A 19,634-nucleotide genomic window follows, 5' to 3' on the forward strand; every position below is an offset into this window, starting at 1 on the left:
GGGCCCCGACCGACTTGTAGCCCGGCGGTCGTCTGTGTCGACCGTTCGGATTCACGCGCCCCCTCCGGCCGGGGACGCCGCTCGCGACCCGTGGGCATTATGACCGACCGGTGAGAACTCCCGCCAATGGGAATCCTCGAGGACAAGGCCAGGGCACGCCTGTTCTACAAGTACTTCTCGAAGATCTACGACACGGTCAACCCGTACGTCTGGGACGACCGGATGCGCAATCGGGCGCTGGAGTGGTTCGACGCCGACCGCGACGACCGGGTGCTTGACGTCGGCTCCGGTACCGGCTTCGCCACCGAGGGCCTGCTCAACCACGTCGACGAGGTCCACGCCCTCGACCAGTCGATGGGGCAGATGGAGCAGGCGTTCGCGAAGTTCGGCAAACACGGGAAGGTGCGCTTCTACCGCGGCGACGCCGAACGGCTGCCCTTCAAGGACGACAGTTTCGACAAGCTGTGGTCCTCCGGTTCCATCGAGTACTGGCCGAACCCGGTCGACGCGCTTGCTGAGTTCCGTCGGGTCACGAAGCCAGGCGGCACGGTCCTCGTCGTCGGTCCCGACTACCCGAAGACGAGGCCGTTCCAGCGGCTCGCCGACGCTATCATGCTGTTCTACGACGCTGAGGAGGCCGAGCGGATGTTCCGCGAGGCGGGGTTCGCGGAGATGAACCACTACATCCAGCAGCGCCACGTCGGCACACCGCGGGCCATCACGACGGTCGCGACCGTCCCGGAGGACGACCCGTCCGTCGAGGCAGATAGCGCGAAACGGGCGGACACGTCGGCCGACGATTGACTGGCTCGCCCCTCACACGCCTTCTGTCCAGGGTCCGCTTGCGCCCACTCAGCCGACCGCCGTGAGCCTGACCAGCCGGTGATCGCCGGCGTAGACGTCGACCGTCACGGTCGCGCCCCGCACGATGTCCGGCGCGTTCGTCCCCGCCGGTTCCACGGTCGCACGCTCGCCGGCGGTCCACATCGGGTCCGTGGCCGCGTTGAACGGTCCGGTCGGTCCGGAGACGAACCCGCGCGCCGCGAAGAACGGTACCGGCGGCTGGTGGGTGAGGGCTGTTCCGTCCACTTCGACCTCCAACCGGAGGGTTCGGACGTCGAGCGCGTCGCCACCGCGATGGGCGAACGCGAGCGTCCCGTCCTCGACCTCCAGCGCGATGCTCGCTGTCGGCGGAGGGGACGTCGTGGCTCCGACCGTACCGAACGCGGCGGCTCCGACGGCGGCCGAGAGACTCACCGCGACGAGCAGGAGCAGTGCGACGCCCAGGGCGGGCGCGGAGGCACGACCGGACGACACGGGGACCATGCCCCCGTCATCGTAGAAATGGGCTCGCCCTCCCTACGAGACGCCGTCGCTCGCGTTCGGCTGGTACGCGTCCTCGACGGTGAGCGGAGTGCCCGACGAGAGTTCGATCGTCGAGAGGTCGTCCGAGTCCTCGTCGATGGCGGTCACGACGAAGTTCCCGCGCGGGGCGACCGTCCAGAGAACCCCGTCGTCACCGGTCGCGCCGATCCTGGTGCTCCCTTGCCCGTTCGTCGCGATCCGGATCGCAGCGTCGACCGGTTCGTCCGTATCGGGGTCGAGCACCTCGATCCGGAGCGGACCGCCCGCATACGTTCTGTTGACCCGGAGCGTCAGGTCGATGGTCCGCTCCCGAACCTCGCCCGTCGACACGTTCGCGAGGTGAATGCGCTGGTGCTCCTTGAACACGCGTTCACTTCCGCCATCGATGAAGGCCGTGAGATGTCCGGCCGCGAACGGAACATCGATGACTGCTGTTCCCCCGGAGTCAGTGCTATCCAAACTGCCCGATTCGGCCCAGATCTCCGGGTAGCTCCGCGAGGTGATGTTCTCCTGGAGGTTGTACGGAATGGTGCTGCTTGACAGCGACCGAAGGTCGCCGCGATATACTTCACGCACGTACTCGCCGTCGATGACGGTCGTCAACACGATGCTATTCCGGCTCGCGGCGGCGTAGACACGTGTCGGTGGTTCGTTGCCACGGATCGCTCCGCTCGCACGCTGGCGAACTGGGCCGTCGAACTCGCGGAGTTGAAGTTTGAGTGCCGCGGTTCGACCACCGTCGATCGTGGTCCCCTCGGTATCCTCGGCGAGCGCGGTGAGTACCTCGAGTCGGTGTTCCAACGCATCGGCTTCGGCCTGGACTCGCGCCAGTCGGACGTAGAGCGTCCGGGCGTCGATGTTGCCCGCAGCGTACGCCGAGATGGCGGTCCGCTGATTCGACCGAAGCGTGACGGCCCGCTTTTCCAGTTCGTTCATCCCGTCGAGGATGCGACGCTGCCGTTCGTCGTTCGTCTCGGCCGCCTCGACGCGCTGGCGGAGCGCGATGGTCTCCATTCGTTCTGCGGCGACGCCGGCATCGACGTCGACCGCGACGCCGGCGTCGAGTCGTGCCTCGTCGATACGTGCGTTCGAGACGTTCGACTCGGGGAGCGAGAGGATGCGGTGCTGGCCGGAGACGTTCGTCGCGTTCGCGGTGACGGCGGTCACGCCGACGGTCCGTGAATCGGTCGGAGGCGTCGTCTCCGCGTCCGCACCGTCGTCTTGGAGGGTGGGGGCGACCCCTGCACCGGCGACGGCGGAGCAGACGAGGAGGAGGGCGAGGACCACGGGGGCGACTCTCATCGGGCGCGGCTTTCACCGCCAACATTAAAAAACCGCGTACCCCGTTCGTCCCTCTCTGGGCATGGAAAGCGTTTTGCCGGGGCGCCGTGACCAATTCCACGAATGCGGCACGTAGCCCTCCTCCTCGCGGTCCTCTGCCTCCTCGCCCCACTCACAGTCGTCGGCGCGTCCGCTGCCACCGACGGCGATGCCCACGACGCCCCGCGGCCGGCGGTCGCGACCCCGTTCGAAGCCACGGAGACGAGCTTCACCATCTCGCTCCAGAGCGACGGCGATGCTCGTTGGACCGTCGCCGTCCTCTACCGGTTCGAGGACGAGGAGGCCCAGAGCGCCTTCGAGACGTACGCCGAGGAGTACGAGTCCGGCGACTCCTCCACCGGACCGTCGGCGGACGTGTTCCGGAACGCCGCCTCCGTGGCCTCGAACACGACGAATCGCGAGATGTCCGTTCGGAGCGTAAATCGGACCGCCGAACTGCGGAACGAGACGGCCGGCGTCCTCCGCCTCCGCTTCACCTGGACGGACTTCCTCGAGCGCCGATCGACCGGGGAGTACGTGCTCGGGGACGTGTTCGTCAGCGGGTCGGAGGAGACGTGGTTCCGGACGCTCGGGGCCGGCCAGCGAGTCGTCATCCAGCCGCCGCCAGGCTACACCACGACCAACGTGTCGGTCGGCGACGCGCGCAACCGGATCGTCAATCGGAATATCGTCATCTCGGACCCGTACACGTTCGCCGACGGCGATATCGCGATCACGTACGAGCCAGGGAGCCAGCCCCAGCCGTTCTGGCAGGACACACAGGTCCTCCTCGGATCCGCGGGGTTGCTCGTCCTGCTCGTGACGGCCGTGTACATCGTTTCGCGTCGGCGGAACGGGGTTGGTCGCGGTCACACAGAGCACGGCGGGACGAGCAAGGTTCTCCCGCCCGGCGACTCCCCGGGCGAAGCCAGCGCGCTCGCCGCGAGTGCGGACGGGAACGACGGGGGCGACGGAACGGGAGGGGGTGGGAGCGGAGCGAACGACCCGGACGAACCGGCGCCCGAACCCGCCCCCGAACTCCTCTCTGACGAGGAGCGCGTCGAGCGCCTGCTCGACCGCAACGGGGGCCGGATGCGCCAGGCCGACATCGTGAAGGAGACGGGCTGGTCGGACGCGAAGGTGTCACAACTGCTCTCGACGATGGCGGAGGACGGCGAGGTCGAGAAACTCCGGCTCGGTCGCGAGAACCTCATCTCGCTGCCCGACGAGGAGGGCGAGGACGGGGACCCGGACGGCGACGATCGCTGACGACTGTCGACCGGTGCGGTCTCCCGGCGAATCGGGTGTTCCGGCCGATCGCGTCCGCCGTCCCCGGGGACGCGAGAAATCCGGGACGACGGGTGATGGGTTTCGAAAGGATTTACCGCCGACCGCGGCAATTCGGGTGTGATGAAGATCCTCGTGACCGTGAAGGAGGTCGCGGAAGCCGCCGACGACTTCGAGATCGACGGGCTGGACATCGGGGAGCAGTACCTCGAGTACGACCTCAACGAGTGGGACGACTACGCCATCGAGGCCGGGGTACAGCTCTCCGAGGAGTTCGACGACGTCGAGGTCGTCTCGGCGACTATCGGCCCCGAGCGCAGCGAGGAGACGATCCGCATGGCGCTCGCGAAGGGCGTCGACCGCGCCGTCCGTGTCTGGGACGACGACGTCGCCGCCGCCGACCTCGACGTGGCGGCGAAGACGCGACTCCTCGCGGCGGTCGCGGCGGAGGAGGACCCCGACCTGATCCTCACCGGCGTCCAGGCGAACGACGACGGCTTCGGCGCCACCGGCGTCTCGCTCGCCGACGAACTCGGCTTCGAGTGGGCCGCGGTCGTCAACCACCTCGAGATGTCCGAGGACCTCTCGACGGCACACGTCCACCGCGAACTGGAGGGCGGCGTCGACGAGGTGACCGAGGTCGACCTCCCGGCGGTACTCACCATCCAGACCGGCCTCAACCAGCCCCGGTACGCGAGCCTGCGGGGCATCCGCCAGGCGCAGTCGAAGGAGATCGCGGCGAAGGGGCTCGACGACCTCGGCCTCGACGCCGACGCGGTCGCCTCGCCCATCGAGCGCACGAGCATGTACGAGCCGGAGTCGGAGTCCGACGCGGTGTACTTCGAGGGCGACGCCGACGAGCAGGCCGCGCAGTTGGCCGACGTGCTCACGGAGAAGGGGGTGGTCGGCGAATGAGCGCCGACGTGCTCGCCGTCGCCGAACACCGTCGCGGCGACCTCCGCGACGTGAGCTTCGAGGTGATCTCGGCGGGTCGCCAACTCGCGGACGCGCTCGGAGGCGAACTCCACCTCGCGGTCATCGCCGGCAACGTGGACGACTTCGCGGAGAAACTGAACCGCGAGGGCGTGGACGTCGTCCACACCGTCTCCGACGGTGCGGAGTTCAACCACGACCTGTACCACGGCGCGCTCGAAGCGCTGTTCGCGGACCTCGAACCGGCCGCGCTGCTCATGCCGAACTCGGTGAACGGCCTCGATTACGCTCCCGCGGTCGCGAACGCGCTGGGGCTCCCGTACGTCTCCGACGCCGTCGACTTCGACTACGACGGCGGGTTGGAGGCGACTCGCGAGATGTACGCCTCGAAGGTCGAGACGACCATCGCCGTCGAGGAGACGCCGTTCGCCGTCACGATCCGCGGCGGCGAGTGGAACCCGACGGAGGAGCCGGGCGAGGCGGCCATCGAGCCGTTCGAGTTCGAGTTCGACGCTGACGCGGCGGGTTCGCGCGTCAAGGGCTTCGAGGAGGCCGGCGGCGGCGACGTCGACATCTCCGACGCGGAGTTCCTCGTCTCCATCGGCCGCGGCATCGAGGAGGAGGAGAACCTCAAACTCGTCGAGGAACTCGCCGAGATCACGGGCGCCACGCTCTCCTCCTCGCGCCCCATCGTCGACAACGGCTGGCTCCCGAAGAACCGCCAGGTCGGCCAGTCGGGCAAGCAGGTGACGCCCGACGTCTACCTCGCAATCGGTATCTCCGGGGCCGTCCAGCACGTCGCGGGGATGAAGGGCGCGGAGACCATCATCGCGGTCAACACCGACCCGAACGCACCCATCTTCGACATCGCGGACTACGGCGTCGTCGGGGACCTGTTCGACGTAGTGCCGGCGCTGATCGAGCAATTCTCCTGAGGAACTTCTCCCAGGAACCTCTTTTTCACGGGGGCCTCCTCGCTCGCTTCGCTCGCTCGTCGACCCCCGCCAAAAACCCGTTCATGCTGTGGGATTCCTTCGGAATCCCACTGCTGACGGGAAATCTTCGATTTCCCGTAATGCCAAAACTCCACGAGCGAGGCCGTCGGCCTCGCTCGCGGTACTGACACTGGTGCAACACGGGGTCCTGGCTGTTACCCAGAAAATCCGACAAACCGATGACGACCGGCCGGAAACACGAAACCGCTGGCATCCCTCGTCCCGCGTACCACCGATGGGAGACGACGACTCGACACCGGGGACGGGCGAGGCACCGATCGACGGCGCCGTCGCGGCGCGCGTCGTCGAGGAACGGCCGGTCGACGCGGACGCGCTCGCGAACGCGCTCGTCGAGACGAACGCGGAACTGGTCGGCCGGCACGCCGAACTCGAACGGTCCGCCGAGTACGTGACCGTCGACGGCGTGCGGGCGTACCGCGTCGACGAGGGAACGTGGGGCGAGTTGCTCGACGGGTTCGGGTTCGACGAGGACGTCGCGGCCGCGGTCGGGCAGGCGCACACCGAACAGGCGCGGCTCATGTTCGCGGACGCCGTCGACGGCGACGACCGGTTCGCCGCGGACGAGGTCGGCGTCGTCATCGGCGTCGACACGGCCGAGCAGTTCTGACTGAACGGGGCAGCCGAGCGGGAGCGGCACGTGCTCGCTCAGCGATCCGTGGCTCGCTCACGGTACCAAGCCGGTGTCCCCGTTACGACTCCCCCGAGAGCGCGAGTCGCTTTGAGGCGACGTGGCCTCCGTCCGGAGCGACGAGTGACACCGTCGTCGCCCCGTCTCGGAGTACCGGCTCGTCGAGGTCGAAGTCGTATCGTCGCCCGTATCGTGGGCACGACTCCGCCGTACCGGGGACCGAGGGGTTGCCGTACGTCACGAGGTGGACTGCCTCACCGGGAATCAGCGTAGGGTCCCCGAACACGTGGCCCCCCGACTCGTCGAATCCGACGCGGTACCCGGAGAAGTTCGTCGGACGCTGCGAGTCGTTGCGGAGGGTCACGTACTCCTGCTAGCCGTCGGAGCCCTCCGAGGCGCCGTACCCGAACGCGACGCCAGCGTCCGACGGTTCGGAGACTCGCTCGTAGTGTCGTGGCGGACAGCCGTCCCGGGTGACCGTCACGCCGTCGGCGGACGTTACCGGGGAGAGAGCTGCACAGCCGGTGAGGGCGGCCGCCGAACTCCCGACGGCGGCGAGGAGGGCACGTCGTCACATACGCCACCCTCTCGGGGTCGGCTGAAAAGCGTTCGTGAGGATCGGGAGGACGACGTCCGTCCTCCCGCTCACCGCTCCCGAACGACGACGAACTCCGCCAGGTCGCGCAGGTACTCGGACGCCTCCGAGTCCTCGATGGTCGCCGTCTCCAGGGCCTCCAGCGCGCGGTCGGCCTCCGTGCGGGCGCGCTCGTCGGCCTCCTCCGGGGTGAGATCGGTCACCTGCAGCAGCGACGGTCGGTCCACAGCCTCGTCCTGTCCGGTCGGCTTGCCGAGTTCCTCGGCATCCGCCGTCGCGTCGAGCACGTCGTCGCGGATCTGGAACGCGATCCCGACGCGCTCGGCGTACTCGCCGAACGACTCCACCGTGAAGCCGTCCGCGTCGGCGGCGACCGCCCCGAGTTCGGCGGCCGCGCGGAACAGCGCGCCCGTCTTCCGGCGGGCGAGTTCCATGTACTCCTCCTCGTTGGTGGGCCGGGCGACCAGTTCAGTTGCCTCCCCCTCGCCGAGTTCGACCATGGCCTCCGCCACGACCTGCATCGCCCGCTCGTCCCGCGAGAACAGCCCGAACGCCTCGCCGAGCATGCCGTCGGAGGCGACGATGGCGGGACCGTAGCCGAACTCCGCCCAGGCGCTCGAGGTCCCACGGCGGACGTCCGACCGGTCGATGATGTCGTCGACGACGAGCGAGGCGTTGTGGACGAGTTCCGCGCCGACCGCGAAGTCGACCGCGTCCTCCGGGTCGCCGCCGGCCGTCTCGCAGACGAGGAGCGTGACAGTGGGGCGGACGCGCTTGCCCCCCGCGAGCGCGACGTGTTCGAGCTCCGCCGAGAGCTCCGCCGGCTCGACCGACCCCGTCACCTCCGCCAGCCGGTCGTCCACCATCGCGACCCGGCGCTCCAGGTACTCCATTACACCGCCGTCGGGGTGGGGGACCAAAGAGGGTACCGAATGCGACTCCTCGAAGGCTCCCCGGACGAAGTGCGGCGTCGACGGGATGGACTGGTGTGGCAGAATCGGGGTCGTACCGGGGGCGAGAAGGGTGGAGTTCGGGGTCTCGACGTCAGGGAATCGGGACCCAGCCGGCGGTCGCGAAGACGCCGGCGAAGTACAGGAGCGCGATGACGAACGTGGTCGTAACGATGGATGTCGCGGGCGGGTCCCAGTGGGTGTCGCCGTGCGCGTAGAAGATGCGCTCGTACACCTCGCCGAGCAGGGCCCCGAGGATGCCGAACACCGTGCCGACGAGGAGCGCGCCGACGGTGACCTCGGGGTTCGACGGCCCGACCCAGACGAGCGCGGCCGTGCTCGCGGGCAGGGTGATGTGGTGCGTGACGGGGATCTGGTCGACGCCGCAGTTCAGGAACACGAGCGTCGCGGCGCTGATGCCGAACCCGAGGAAGTAGCTGCCCGTGACGAGCCCGATGTACGCGCCCAGGATGCCGACCGCGAGGCCGATCATCGCGACGCCGGACCACTTGTACTGGTGGGGGAGCCAGGGCTCGACCACGAGGCGCTGCTTGACGGCGGTTCCCCCGTCGGTCCGCGCGCCGCCGTCGGCGATGGCCTCGCCACCCTCCGCGGTCTGGCGCATCTCGTCGCGCTCGAACGGGCTGAGGTCCATGATGCCGCCCGACCGGACGGAGCCGATGATGGAGTAGCCGAAGACGACGCGGTGCAACAGCGCCGAGAGGACGACGCCCATGGCGATGGGGTCCCACGGCGCGCCGAGGCCGGCCGAGGTCTGCCGGATGAGCATGCCGGCGATGCCGAACAGGCCGCCGACGGCGAGGACGTCCGGTTTCGTCCCGAGCGCATGGGCGATGTTCTTCGACTCGTGGTAGTCGAAGCCGGTGTCCATGTAGCCCTTCTTCGCCGCGTAGGCGGCCGCGGCGACGCCGCCCGCGAAGGCGACGTGGGGGCCGAACACGGGACCGAACCCGACGGAGCCGGTGATGCCGACGGAGAGCGCCTCGGTGCTGTCGATGACGCCGACGCCCGCGAGTTCGGCCGCCAGAACGTTCGCGGCCTCCCCGGCGATGACCATGAAGCCGGTGAAGATGAACGCGGGCAGCGCGCCGAGCGAGGCGCCGAATGCGCCCCCGGCGAACGAGGCGATGAGCAGGACGAGGATGTCCGTGGTCGTCAGTCCGAAGACGACCTGGAGGGGGGCGACCGCGACCATACTACTCCTCCTCGTCGCGCGCCCAGTCCTTGGCGCGCTCGACGGCGTCGTCCCATCGGCTGTACATCCTGTCCGCCCGTTCGGCGTCCATCTCGGGCGTGAACTCCCGGTCGACCTGCCAGTTGTCGCGGAGCTCGTCGACGGTCTCCCAGTAACCGACGGCGAGGCCGGCGGCGTACGCGGAACCGAGCGCGGTCGTCTCGTCGACCACCGGCCGGACGAGGTCCGTGCCGATGATGTTCGACTGGAGCTGACAGAGGAAGTTGTTCTTGACCGCGCCGCCGTCGACGCGGAGCGTCCCCATCTCGATGCCGGAGTCCGCCTCCATCGCCTCGGCGACGTCGCGCGTCTGGTACGCGATGGACTCCAGGGTCGCGCGGACGATGTGTTCCTTGCCCGTCCCGCGGGTCATCCCGACGATAGTGCCGCGGGCGCGCTGGTCCCAGTGGGGCGCGCCGAGCCCCGTGAACGCGGGGACGAGGTACACGCCGTCCGTGGAGTCGACGGACCGAGCGAGTTCGGCGGTCTGGGCGGGGTTGTCGATGAGATCGACGTCCTCCAGCCACTCGATCGCCGCGCCCGTGATGAAGATCGCGCCCTCGAGGGCGTACTGGACCGGCTCGCCCGAGCGCTGGAAGCCGATGGTCGTGAGGAGGCCGTGGTCGCTCTTGACGGCCTCGTTGCCGGTGTTCATCAGGAAGAACGACCCCGTGCCGTAGGTGTTCTTCGCGTCGCCCTCGTCGAAGCAGGTTTGCCCGAACAGCGCCGCCTGCTGGTCGCCGAGCGCGCCCGCGACGGGGACCTCGGCGCCGAGGAAGCCGTCAGCGTCGGTGTAGCCGTAGTAGTCGTCGTCGCTGGACGGGCGGACCTCGGGCAGCATCTCCCGGGGGACGTCGAACTCAGCGAGGAGGTCGTCGTCCCACTCAGTCTCGCGGATGTTGTACAGCATCGTCCGCGAGGCGTTCGTGACGTCCGTGATGTGGTTGCCCGTGAGGTTCCAGACGATCCACGAGTCGATGGTGCCGAAGAGGATCTCCCCGCTCGCCGCGCGGTCGCGGATGTCCTCCGGGCGCGACCGCTGGAGCTTGATGGGGTCCGCGTTGTCGAGCAGCCACTCGGCCTTCGTCGCGGAGAAGTACGCGTCGGGTTCGAGCCCGGTCTTCTCGCGGATCTCCTCGACGCGTCCGTCGTCCTCGAGTTCCTCGACGCGCCTCGTGGTCCGGCGGTCCTGCCAGACGAGCGCGTTGTGGACGGGCCTGCCGGAGTCCGCGTCCCACAGCATCGTCGTCTCCCGCTGGTTCGTCACCCCGATCCCCTCGAGCTGGTCGGGGTCGAGACTGGCCTCACGGAGCGCCTCCGAGATGACGGACTTCGTGTTCTCCCAGATCTCGATCGGGTCGTGCTCGACCCAGCCGGGTTCGGGGTAGATCTGTTCGTGCTTCTCGTACGCGTTGGCGACGACCGCCCCGTCGTGGTCGAAGACCATGAATCGGGTTCCGGTGGTGCCCTGGTCGACCGCGCCAACGTAGGTGTCCTGTGTCATGGATTCTCCCGTGATTTCGATCGAGTCGGACGTCACGTCCGACCGCGCAACCCGCCGTTTACTGTCGGGGGCGCGTTGACAGTAAACAGTGTGGACTATCGTTATAAAAATTCCCCCGCCGGTCAGCTCTATGGCACGAAATCGAGGGATTCACGACGAACCGGGGGAGGGGTGGAGCGGAGAGTTCCTGTCGTCCATTCTGAGTTACTGCCACAGGCCGAGTGCCGGTAACGTTAAAGTGAGCGCGGTTCCTCGTCGGAGACGACGAATGGCACAGGACACCGAGGTACTCGTCGTCGGCGGCGGGTCGACGGGCACTGGCATCGCCCGCGACCTCGCGATGCGAGGCGTCGACGTCACGCTCGTCGAGAAGGGGAACCTCACGAACGGCACGACGGGGCGCATGCACGGGTTGCTCCACAGCGGCAGTCGGTACGCGGTCTCCGACCAGGCGAGCGCTGCCGAGTGCATCGAGGAGAACCGCGTCCTCCGGGACATCGCGAGCCACTGCGTCGAGATGACGGGCGGCCTGTTCGTCAAGCGTCCGGAGGACGCCGAGGAGTACTTCGAGGAGAAGCTCCGGGGCTGTCGGGAGTGCGACATCCCGGCCGAGGTACTCTCGGGCGAGGAGGCGCGCGCGGTCGAACCCTACCTCGCGAAGGACGTCGAGAAGGCGATACGGGTGCCCGACGGCGCGGTCGACCCTTTCCGACTCTGCGTCGCGAACGCGATCAGCGCGGAGAACCACGGCGCCCGCATCGAGACCCACGCCGAGGTCACGGACCTCCTGCTCGACGACGGCGACGTCACCGGCGCGCGCGTCCGGCACGAGTCCGGCAAGGGTCCCCGGACGCACGGAACGCCCGGGACGACCGAGGAGATCACCGCCGAGTACGTCGTGAACGCGACGGGCGCGTGGGCGGGCCAGCTCGGCGCGATGGCGGACGTCGACGTCGAGGTGCGGCCCTCGAAGGGCGTGATGGTCGTGATGAACGTCAGGCAGGTCGACACCGTCGTCAACCGCTGCCGTCCGAAGGGCGACGCCGACATCGTCGTCCCGCACGAGACCACCGCCATCCTCGGGACGACCGACGAGGAGGTCGCGGACCCCGAGGACTACCCCGAGGAGGGGTGGGAGGTCGACGAGATGATCGACACCCTCTCCGAACTCGTCCCCATCCTCTCGGAGGCGCGGACGGTCCGCTCGTTCTGGGGCGTCCGCCCGCTGTACGAGCCGCCGGACGTCGGGAGCGAGGACCCCACGGACATCACGCGCGACTTCTTCCTCCTCGACCACCGTGAACGCGACGACGTCGGCGGGCTGACGAGCATCGTCGGCGGGAAGTTCACCACCTACCGCATGATGGCCGAGCAGATCAGCGACCACGTCTGCGGGAAGCTCGGCGTGCGCGCCTCGTGCGAGACGGCCGACGTCCCGCTCCCCGGGAGCGAGGACGAATCCGTGCTCGAGGACGCGATGGACGACTACGGCCTGCGCTCGCCGGTCGCGCGCCGGAGCAGACAGCGACTCGGGTCGCGCGCGGACGACGTCCTCGACACCGACGGCCCGAACCCGGTCGTCTGCGACTGCGAGGGCGTCACGCGCGCCGAGATCTCCGACGCGGTCGAGCAGTCGGGCACCGACTTGAACGCGGTCCGAATCCGCACGCGCGCCTCGATGGGCAACTGCCAGGGCGGCTTCTGCTGTCACCGGATGGCGAACGTCCTCGCCGACGACTACGACGAACCGACCGTCCGGGCGTCATGGGACGAACTTCTCCAGGAGCGCTGGAAGGGCGAGCGCCACGCGCTCTGGGGCGAACAGCTCTCGCAGGCCGCGCTCAACTACGCGCTCCACGCGACGACGATGAACCGCGACCGCGACCCCGCGGACATGGACGCCGACGTGGACTTCTCGGCGTTCGACGCCGGCGAGGGGACGGCGACCCACCCCGGCAGCGACGCGCCGAGCCACACCGACGGGCGCCGGACCGGAGGCGAACGTGGCGATTCGTGACGACGTCCTCGTGGTCGGCGGCGGCCTCGCGGGCATGGTCTCCGCGCTCGCGGCCACACGCGCCGCCCCGGATGCACGCGTCCGCGTGCTCTCACACAAGGAGAGCACCCTCCAGAGCGCGAGCGGCCTCGTCGACGTGCTCGGCTATCGCCCGGGCGACGACACCCCGGTCGCGACCCCGTTCGACGCGCTCGACGCGCTCCCCGACGACCACCCGTACCGCGTCGTCGGCGAGGAGGCGATCCGCGACGGCCTCGCGCTGTTCGACGACGTCGTCGGAGACGCGTACGCGGGCGGACACACCGATCGGAACGCGCTCGTGCCCACCCACGGCGGGACCGTGAAGCCGACAGCGCGCTACCCGCGGACGACCGCCGCCGGCCTCGCGAGCGACGACCGCGACGCGCTCCTCGTCGGCTTCCCCGCGACGACCGACTTCGACGCCGAGCGCGCCGCCGCACACCTCGAGAACGCGGGAGTTCCGTTCGAGGTCGACGGCGTCACCGTCCCCTTCCCGCTCGACCTCCGTGACGACGCGAAGGTCACGCGGTACGCGCACGCGCTCGACGCCGACGAACCGGTCGAATCGGACGACCGTTCCGGCGACGTGGGCGTTCGCGCCCAACTTGCTGCCGCGGTCGAACCCCACCTCGACGGCCACGGGCGCGTCGGCTTCCCCGCTCTGCTGGGGCGGGACCACCCGACCGACGTTCGCGAGTCGCTCGAAGGCCACCTGGGCGTCGACGTGTTCGAGGTGCCGACGGGTCCGCCGAGTCTCCCCGGCCTTCGACTGCGTTACCGACTGCGCGGGGCGCTGGACGACGCCGGCGTCCGCGTCGCCACCGGAAATCCAGTCGTCGACTTCGACGCCGCGGACGGGCGCGTCGAGACGCTGTACGTCGAGCGAAACGGCGCGCGAATCCCGTACGAACCCAACCAGGTCGTCCTCGCGACGGGCGGCCTCGTCGGGAAGGGAATCCGGTCCGACCGCTCGAGGGTGGCCGAACCAGTCTTCGGCCTGCACGTCCCGCACCCCGACGACCGCTACGACTGGTTCGCCGAGGGGGCGTTCGGCGACCACCCGTTCGCGCGCTTCGGCGTGCGCGTGGACGACGCGCTCCGACCGACGGACGCCGACGGAACCGCCGAGTACGAGAACCTCCGCGCGGCCGGCGCCGTGGTCGCGGGCGTCGACTTCGCCGCCGAGAAGTCCGGTGCCGGCGTCTCGCTGGCGACCGGCCACGCCGCCGGCACGCGGGCCGGCGAGGCGACGCGCGCCGACACCCCCACCGACTGATCACCATGAGCGACGCACAGACCCCACCCGACGATCCGGCCGACGGAGACGCGACGGACAGCCACGACGACTTCGACCCCGTGCAGGTGTTCCCCGAATCGGAGGACATGGACCTCCGGCCGGGAGCGGACTCCTGCTACAAGTGCTCGACGTGCGACACGTCGTGCCCGGTCGCGGAGGTCGACGACGAGTTCCCCGGGCCGAAGTTCCAGGGCCCCGAGCAGTGGCGCCTCAAACGCAAGGGCGACCACGACGTCGACGAGTCCGTCATGAAGTGCTCGAACTGCATGCGCTGTGACGGGGCGTGTCCCTCCGACGTCCCCCTCAGCCAGATGCACAACACGGCGCGCGCCGAGTACGTCGACGACCACGTGTCGAAGCTCTCGGTGGAGTACTGGCGAAACAGGGTCCTCGCGAACTACGGGAGGCTCGCGAAACTCGGGAGCGCGTTCCCCGGACTCACGAACGCCGTCATGGGGAACTCGCTCGTCCAGTCCATCAACGAGAAGGTCCTCGGCATCAGCGCGGAACGCGAGTTCCCGACGTTCGCCGAGCAGACGTTCCGGAGCTGGTGGGAGAAGCGAGGGGGAGCGAAGGTCCGGAGCGACGAGAAGCGCGTCGCGTACTTCCACGGCGACTACGCGAACCACAACACGCCCGAGGTCGCGAAGTCGCTCGTCCGCGTCTTCGAGCACTTCGGCTACGAGGTCGCCGTGCCCGAGCAGCGCTGCTCGGGCACGCCGATGTTCGCGAACGGCATGATGGACGACGCCCGCCGCGCAGCGAAGTTCAACGTCGGGACGTTCCGCGACCTCGTCGAGGACGGCTACGACGTCGTCTGCTCGTGCACGTCGTGCTCGATGGCGCTCCGCCAGGAGTACCCGGAGCTGTTCGAGTTCGAGGGAACCGCCGAGGTCGCCGCGTCGACGTACGAGGCAGTCGAGTACCTCCGGGTCTTCGAGGACCTCGACGGCGCGCTCGACGACGCGGACGACGTGGACTCCCCCGACCTCGCGTACCACGCGCCCTGTCACGCCCGGAACCAGGGGCTCGACGGCCAGGCCGTCGAGGTCGTCGACCGGCTCGACGGCGTCGACGCGCACGACGTCGGCGACTCCTGCTCCGGGATCTCGGGCACGTACGGCTGGAAGGCCGAGAACTACGACACATCTATGGAGATCGGTCGGGAGATGTTCGAGCACATGGAGGACGCGGACGCAGAGGTCGGCCTCACGGAGTGCCCGACCTGCGCGATGCAGATGGAACACGGAACGGGGTACGACGTCCGACACACGCTGGAAGTGATCGCCGCAGCGCTCGACGTCGACCGGGGCACGGCCGCGGGTAGCTGAGGGGTGCAGTCGATGGACCTGAGCGAACGCATCGCGCGACGACGCGATACCGTGGACGGGACCGACCTGATCGTCGATCCGCTCGCGTTCGATCCCACGTCACACGTCGCCGAACCGGTCGACCGCGGTCCCCTCCTCGAGCGACTCCTCGACGACCTCGCCCCCGTCTTCGCCGACGAACTCCCGCCCAGCGTCGCCGTCATCGGCCCGTTCGGCGTCGGCAAGTCCGCCGTCGTCACCGCGCTGTTCGACACGCTCGACGCCACCGTCGGCCGCCAGCGGACCGCCATCGGCACCTCGACCCGCAGCCAGGTCGGCGGCGAGACCCGCTTCGTCTACGTCGACGCTCGTGGCACCGACAGCGCGTTCAAGTTCTACCGCGCGCTCCTGAACTCGCTCACGGACGACCCCGTCCCCGAGCGCGGCGTCGGCACCGACACCCTCCGCTCGCGACTCGCCGCCCGACTCGACGGCGACCGGCGCGCCGTCGTCGCCGTCGACCACGTCGACGAACCGGGCACGCTCTCGATCGACGACCTCGAGGACCACCTCGCCCCCGTCCGCGACGCGGTCGTTCCCTGGGTCGTCGCGCGGGATGCCCCCATGGACTGGGCGGGCCGCACCACCGCCGTCGAACCCTACCGTTCGCACGCGCTGGTCGACGTCATCACCGACCGTGCCTCCCGCGGGCTCGCCGGGAACGCGCTGGACCACGGTGCCGCCCGGTCCATCGCGGAGTGGGCCGACGGAAACGCCCACGACGCGCTCGCCGCGCTCTGCTGTGCCGCCACGAGGGCCGAGGCCGACGGAGCCGACGGCATCCGCGACGAGGACGTGGCGTTCGCGTTCGACGCCGTCCCCCGGGACGGCATCCACCTCGCCCGCGTGTTCGCCCTGCCGGAGAACCGGAAGCGGGTCCTCGAGGAGCTCATCGCGCTCGAGGACCCCGAGCCGACCATCGCGGACGCCGCCGCGGCCGTCGCCGCGAACTCGGACCTCGCCGAGGGTACGGTCACGCGGTTCCTGTACGAACTCGCCGAGGACGGCGTCCTCCGGCGCGTCAGCGACGACGGCCGGACGAGTCACCTCGAGGTGCCGTTCCCCGCCTGCGCCTTACGGCGACTCCGGGCGACTCGCTAGTCGCGAACGACGAATCCGACCGAAGAATCGGTCGACGCAGTTTCCTACCGCGAGCGAAGGCGCGACCGAAGGGGGCGCCCTAGCGAGCGGGATTTTGGCACTGACGAGCGAAGCTCGTCTTGCGGCCAGAAACCGTCGGTTTCTGGCAGCATTACGGGAAATCGAAGATTTCCCGTCAGCAGTGTGATTCCGAAGGAATCCCACAGCATGAACGGGTTTTCCGGGGGTTCGACGAGCGAGCACGCCGGAGGCGCGCGAGCGAGGAGGACCCCCGCTAAAAGAGGTTCAGTAGAACTCGCGAACGAGGTCCATCGCGCCCTCGGGGGCGCCATCGTCGATCTCGTGCATCGGCGAGTCGAGGCCGTGCTGGGACTCGTAGGAGACGGAGTCCTCGTCCTGGTAGAGCACGCCCATGTACTCCTTCTCCGCGTCGAGGACGCGGTCCTTCGCGGCCTCGCGGTCGTGCGGGTCGTAGTCCTCGTCCGCGAGGTCGACCAGCGAGTCGCGGAAGTAGTCGTACGTGTCGACGTCGTTGAACGTCACGCACGGCGAGAACACGTTCACGAAGCCGAACCCGTCGTGCTCGATCGCCTTCTGGACGATCTCCTGGTGGCGTAGCGCGTCGCTGGAGAACGACTGGGCGATGAACGTCGCCCCGGACGCGAGCGCGAGCGCGAGGGGGTTGACCGGGGGCTGTTTCGGCCCTTCGGGCGTCGTCGCCGTCTCGAAGTCCTCGCGCGAGGTCGGGGACGCCTGGCCCTTCGTCAGCCCGTAGATTCGGTTGTCCATCACGACGTAGGACATGTCGACGTTCCGGCGGACGGCGTGGACGAAGTGGCCCGCGCCGATGGAGTAGCCGTCGCCGTCGCCGCCGGCGACCATCACTTCCAGTTCCGGGTTCGCCATCTTGACGCCGGCGCCGACCGGGAGCGCACGGCCGTGGACGCCGTGGATGGCGTAGCTGTGCATGTACGTGCCGATCTTGCCGGAACAGCCGATGCCGGCGACGACGAAGGTGTTGTCGGGGTCGTTCCCCGTCTCCGCGAGCGCCTTCATCATGCCGTTCATCGTGCCGAAGTCCCCACATCCGGGGCACCACGTCGGCTGCTTGTCGGACTTGAAGTCCGTGAATCTGACCTGGGAACTCATGCGCTGAGGGTCTCCTTGATGTCCGTCGCCAGTTCGTCCGCCTTGAAGCGGACGCCGTTGTACTTGTTGATTCGTTTCACGCGGGTAAGCGTGTCGTGTTCGAGCACGTCCGCGAACTGCCCGGTCGCGTTGCACTCGACCACGACGACCTCCTCCGCGGCCTCGAACTCCTCGGAGAGGTCGGGTCGCGGGAAGATGTACGGAACGGAGAGCACCCGCACGTCGACGCCGTCCTCCTCGAGGAACGCGAGCGCCTCGACGAGGGCGCCCTCGTTCGAACCCCAGGAGACGACGAGGTTCTCCGCGTCGGAGTTCCCGAACTCTCGGGGGCTCCAGTCCTCGCGCTCCCGGGCGGTCTCGACCTTCCGGTCGCGCTTGTCGACCTGCTTCACCCGCATCTCGGTGTCCTCGGTCCGTCGCCCGAGCTCGTCGTGCTCGAGGCCGGTGGACATGTGCGCGCCGCCGGCCGTCCCCGGGAACGCGCGCGGGCTGACGCCGTCGTCGGTGAGTTCGTGCGGCTTGAACTGCTCCTGTTCGGTCTGGTGGTCGCCGATGGACTCCTCGTCCACGACGTTGCCGCGCTCTATCTCGACCGCGTCCATGTCGAACGCGTCCGGCTCGAACGTCTGTTCGGTGACCGCGAGCGCGAGGTCCGAGGTGAGGTACACCGGCGTCTGGTACTGCTCCGCGAGGTTGAACGCCTCGACGGTCTTCCAGAAGCACTCCGCGACGGTCGTCGGGGCGAGGATGAACCGTGGGACCTCGCCGTGTCCGCCGTGCAACAGGGTGTTGAGGTCGCCCTGTTCCTGCTTGGTCGGCATCCCGGTCGACGGACCGGAGCGCATCACGTCGCAGATGACCAGCGGCGTCTCGGACGTCGCGACGAGGCCGAACGTCTCGGTCATCAGGTCGATACCGGGTCCGGAGGTCGCGGTCATCGAGCGGGCGCCGGAGCGTGCGGCGCCGAGCGCGAGGTTGATGGCCGCGAGTTCGTCCTCGGCCTGCACCACGTGGCCGCCGAACCGCTCGATGCGGCCGGTGAGGTACGTCATCACGTCCGTCGCGGGCGTGATCGGGTAGCCGGCGTAGAACTTGCACCCGGCCGCGATGGCGCCCATCCCGATCGCCTCGTCGCCGTTCAGGAGGACGTAGTCGTTGTCGGTCGTGTCGAGGTCGTAGTCGAGGTCCTCCTCGTCGTACTCCTCCTCGACGTACTCGAGGCCCTTCCGGGCCGCCTTCTTGTTGTTGTCGACGATCGCCTGGCCCTTGTCGCCGAAGCGCTTCTTCAGCGAGGAGTCGAGGTTCTCGATCGGGAAGTTCGTGACCGCGCACGCCGCGCCCAGCGCGACGACGTTACGCATGATGGCCCCGCCGGCCTCCTCTGCGAGCCCCTTCAGTGGGACGTTTAGACCCACCATCCCCTCGGGGATCTCCACGTCCTGCATCGTGGTGCGCTCGCCGTCGTAGATGATGACGGAGCCCTCGTGGAGCTCGTCGAGGTTCTCCTCGATGGTCCGGGGCGTGAGCGCGATGAGCACGTCGAGCCGATCCACCACAGACTGGATGTCCTCGACGGACGTGCGCACCTTGTAGGCGGTGTACCCGCCGCGGATACGGGACGCGAAGTCCTTCGATGTGAACACGTGTCGACCCGCTCGGGAGAGCGCCTGCGCGAAGATCTTCCCGGTGGAGTCGATCCCATCGCCGGCCTCGCCGCCGATGGCCCAGTTGAAGTCCGCTGGCATACTAGTCGGTGCTACCCGCGGTCGGAGGAAAAGCCTTCTGAAAGGGGGAGACCCGGAGAACGCTCGAATATGCGGACGATT

At 68.9% G+C, this 19,634-nt stretch carries 17 protein-coding genes; 9 read left to right on the plus strand and 8 right to left on the minus strand.

What is annotated here, in order from left to right; all coding sequences use genetic code 11:
- The first annotated feature begins 126 nt into the window (after positions 1–126).
- Complete coding sequence (locus HUG10_RS17965) at positions 127–804, plus strand: methyltransferase domain-containing protein (protein ID WP_179170874.1); 678 nt, start codon at positions 127–129, stop codon at positions 802–804.
- Between the two features lie 48 nt (positions 805–852).
- On the opposite strand, the gene HUG10_RS17970 is transcribed toward HUG10_RS17965, so the two are convergent.
- Positions 853–1,317 (minus strand): type IV pilin, encoded by a 465-nt coding sequence (locus HUG10_RS17970; protein ID WP_246310186.1) that lies wholly within the window; start codon positions 1,315–1,317, stop codon positions 853–855.
- Between the two features lie 42 nt (positions 1,318–1,359).
- Positions 1,360–2,667 carry a DUF7096 domain-containing protein gene (locus HUG10_RS17975; protein ID WP_179170876.1) on the minus strand — a complete coding sequence of 436 codons (1,308 nt, stop codon included), beginning with the start codon at positions 2,665–2,667 and terminating at the stop codon, positions 1,360–1,362.
- A gap of 102 nt (positions 2,668–2,769) precedes the next feature.
- On the opposite strand from HUG10_RS17975, the gene HUG10_RS17980 reads away from it, so the two are divergent.
- The 4 genes from HUG10_RS17980 to HUG10_RS17995 all read left to right on the plus strand — a co-directional run bounded on the left by HUG10_RS17980 (position 2,770) and on the right by HUG10_RS17995 (position 6,528).
- On the plus strand, positions 2,770–3,954 hold the full coding sequence (locus HUG10_RS17980; RefSeq protein WP_179170877.1) for a helix-turn-helix transcriptional regulator: 1,185 nt from the start codon (positions 2,770–2,772) through the stop codon (positions 3,952–3,954).
- A gap of 141 nt (positions 3,955–4,095) precedes the next feature.
- Positions 4,096–4,887: an electron transfer flavoprotein subunit beta/FixA family protein gene (locus tag HUG10_RS17985; protein ID WP_179170878.1), complete on the plus strand. Its 792-nt coding sequence runs from the start codon at positions 4,096–4,098 to the stop codon at positions 4,885–4,887.
- The gene (locus HUG10_RS17990; RefSeq protein ID WP_179170879.1) at positions 4,884–5,840 is read left to right on the plus strand and encodes an electron transfer flavoprotein subunit alpha/FixB family protein; all 957 of its coding nucleotides are present in this window, start codon (positions 4,884–4,886) and stop codon (positions 5,838–5,840) included. Before HUG10_RS17985 ends, HUG10_RS17990 begins: the two co-directional genes overlap by 4 nt.
- Positions 5,841–6,135: 295 nt before the next feature.
- Positions 6,136–6,528 (plus strand): hypothetical protein, encoded by a 393-nt coding sequence (locus HUG10_RS17995; protein ID WP_179170880.1) that lies wholly within the window; start codon positions 6,136–6,138, stop codon positions 6,526–6,528.
- An 82-nt stretch (positions 6,529–6,610) separates the two neighbouring features.
- Here the strand turns inward: HUG10_RS17995 and HUG10_RS18000 are convergent, their stop codons facing one another.
- The 4 genes from HUG10_RS18000 to glpK all read right to left on the minus strand — a co-directional run bounded on the left by HUG10_RS18000 (position 6,611) and on the right by glpK (position 10,853).
- Positions 6,611–6,913, minus strand: coding sequence for a hypothetical protein (locus HUG10_RS18000; RefSeq protein WP_179170881.1), 303 nt, complete (start codon positions 6,911–6,913; stop codon positions 6,611–6,613).
- 281 nt (positions 6,914–7,194) lie between these two features.
- Positions 7,195–8,037, minus strand: coding sequence for a polyprenyl synthetase family protein (locus HUG10_RS18005; protein ID WP_179170882.1), 843 nt, complete (start codon positions 8,035–8,037; stop codon positions 7,195–7,197).
- Between the two features lie 151 nt (positions 8,038–8,188).
- Entirely contained in the window at positions 8,189–9,310 is a 1,122-nt protein-coding gene (locus HUG10_RS18010) for a hypothetical protein (RefSeq protein WP_179170883.1), read from the minus strand.
- 1 nt (position 9,311) lies between these two features.
- A complete protein-coding gene (gene glpK, locus HUG10_RS18015) occupies positions 9,312–10,853 on the minus strand; it encodes a glycerol kinase GlpK (RefSeq protein ID WP_179170884.1) in 1,542 nt (513 codons plus the stop codon).
- A 268-nt stretch (positions 10,854–11,121) separates the two neighbouring features.
- Between glpK and glpA the strand changes: the two genes are divergently transcribed.
- The 4 genes from glpA to HUG10_RS18035 are packed head-to-tail and all read left to right on the plus strand — an operon-like array spanning position 11,122 to position 16,659.
- Complete coding sequence (glpA, locus tag HUG10_RS18020) at positions 11,122–12,870, plus strand: anaerobic glycerol-3-phosphate dehydrogenase subunit GlpA (RefSeq protein ID WP_179170885.1); 1,749 nt, start codon at positions 11,122–11,124, stop codon at positions 12,868–12,870.
- Positions 12,857–14,167, plus strand: coding sequence for a glycerol-3-phosphate dehydrogenase subunit GlpB (glpB, locus tag HUG10_RS18025; RefSeq protein ID WP_179170886.1), 1,311 nt, complete (start codon positions 12,857–12,859; stop codon positions 14,165–14,167). The genes glpA and glpB overlap by 14 nt, the downstream gene beginning before the upstream one ends.
- Positions 14,168–14,172: 5 nt before the next feature.
- Positions 14,173–15,519 carry an anaerobic glycerol-3-phosphate dehydrogenase subunit C gene (locus tag HUG10_RS18030; protein ID WP_179170887.1) on the plus strand — a complete coding sequence of 449 codons (1,347 nt, stop codon included), beginning with the start codon at positions 14,173–14,175 and terminating at the stop codon, positions 15,517–15,519.
- A gap of 12 nt (positions 15,520–15,531) precedes the next feature.
- Positions 15,532–16,659 carry a Cdc6/Cdc18 family protein gene (locus HUG10_RS18035; RefSeq protein WP_179170888.1) on the plus strand — a complete coding sequence of 376 codons (1,128 nt, stop codon included), beginning with the start codon at positions 15,532–15,534 and terminating at the stop codon, positions 16,657–16,659.
- A gap of 285 nt (positions 16,660–16,944) precedes the next feature.
- Here HUG10_RS18035 and HUG10_RS18040 read toward each other — a convergent pair whose 3' ends face one another.
- Both HUG10_RS18040 and HUG10_RS18045 read right to left on the minus strand, forming a co-directional pair.
- Complete coding sequence (locus tag HUG10_RS18040) at positions 16,945–17,808, minus strand: 2-oxoacid:ferredoxin oxidoreductase subunit beta (RefSeq protein WP_179170889.1); 864 nt, start codon at positions 17,806–17,808, stop codon at positions 16,945–16,947.
- Positions 17,805–19,553 carry a 2-oxoacid:acceptor oxidoreductase subunit alpha gene (locus HUG10_RS18045; protein ID WP_179170890.1) on the minus strand — a complete coding sequence of 583 codons (1,749 nt, stop codon included), beginning with the start codon at positions 19,551–19,553 and terminating at the stop codon, positions 17,805–17,807. The genes HUG10_RS18040 and HUG10_RS18045 overlap by 4 nt, the downstream gene beginning before the upstream one ends.
- Positions 19,554–19,634: the final 81 nt, after the last annotated feature.

Origin of the sequence: Halorarum halophilum (genome assembly GCF_013401515.1) — an archaeon.
GTDB classification, from domain to species: Archaea; Halobacteriota; Halobacteria; order Halobacteriales; family Haloferacaceae; genus Halorarum; species Halorarum halophilum.

Coding starts and splice junctions, on each gene's coding strand:
- HUG10_RS17965 (WP_179170874.1), top strand. CDS start 127: ATGGGAATCCTCGAGGACAAGGCCAGGGCACGCCTGTTCTACAAGTAC.
- HUG10_RS17975 (WP_179170876.1), bottom strand. CDS start 2,667: ATGAGAGTCGCCCCCGTGGTCCTCGCCCTCCTCCTCGTCTGCTCCGCC.
- HUG10_RS17980 (WP_179170877.1), top strand. CDS start 2,770: ATGCGGCACGTAGCCCTCCTCCTCGCGGTCCTCTGCCTCCTCGCCCCA.
- HUG10_RS17985 (WP_179170878.1), top strand. CDS start 4,096: ATGAAGATCCTCGTGACCGTGAAGGAGGTCGCGGAAGCCGCCGACGAC.
- HUG10_RS17990 (WP_179170879.1), top strand. CDS start 4,884: ATGAGCGCCGACGTGCTCGCCGTCGCCGAACACCGTCGCGGCGACCTC.
- HUG10_RS17995 (WP_179170880.1), top strand. CDS start 6,136: ATGGGAGACGACGACTCGACACCGGGGACGGGCGAGGCACCGATCGAC.
- HUG10_RS18005 (WP_179170882.1), bottom strand. CDS start 8,037: ATGGAGTACCTGGAGCGCCGGGTCGCGATGGTGGACGACCGGCTGGCG.
- HUG10_RS18010 (WP_179170883.1), bottom strand. CDS start 9,310: ATGGTCGCGGTCGCCCCCCTCCAGGTCGTCTTCGGACTGACGACCACG.
- glpK (WP_179170884.1), bottom strand. CDS start 10,853: ATGACACAGGACACCTACGTTGGCGCGGTCGACCAGGGCACCACCGGA.
- glpA (WP_179170885.1), top strand. CDS start 11,122: ATGGCACAGGACACCGAGGTACTCGTCGTCGGCGGCGGGTCGACGGGC.
- HUG10_RS18030 (WP_179170887.1), top strand. CDS start 14,173: ATGAGCGACGCACAGACCCCACCCGACGATCCGGCCGACGGAGACGCG.
- HUG10_RS18035 (WP_179170888.1), top strand. CDS start 15,532: ATGGACCTGAGCGAACGCATCGCGCGACGACGCGATACCGTGGACGGG.
- HUG10_RS18040 (WP_179170889.1), bottom strand. CDS start 17,808: ATGAGTTCCCAGGTCAGATTCACGGACTTCAAGTCCGACAAGCAGCCG.
- HUG10_RS18045 (WP_179170890.1), bottom strand. CDS start 19,553: ATGCCAGCGGACTTCAACTGGGCCATCGGCGGCGAGGCCGGCGATGGG.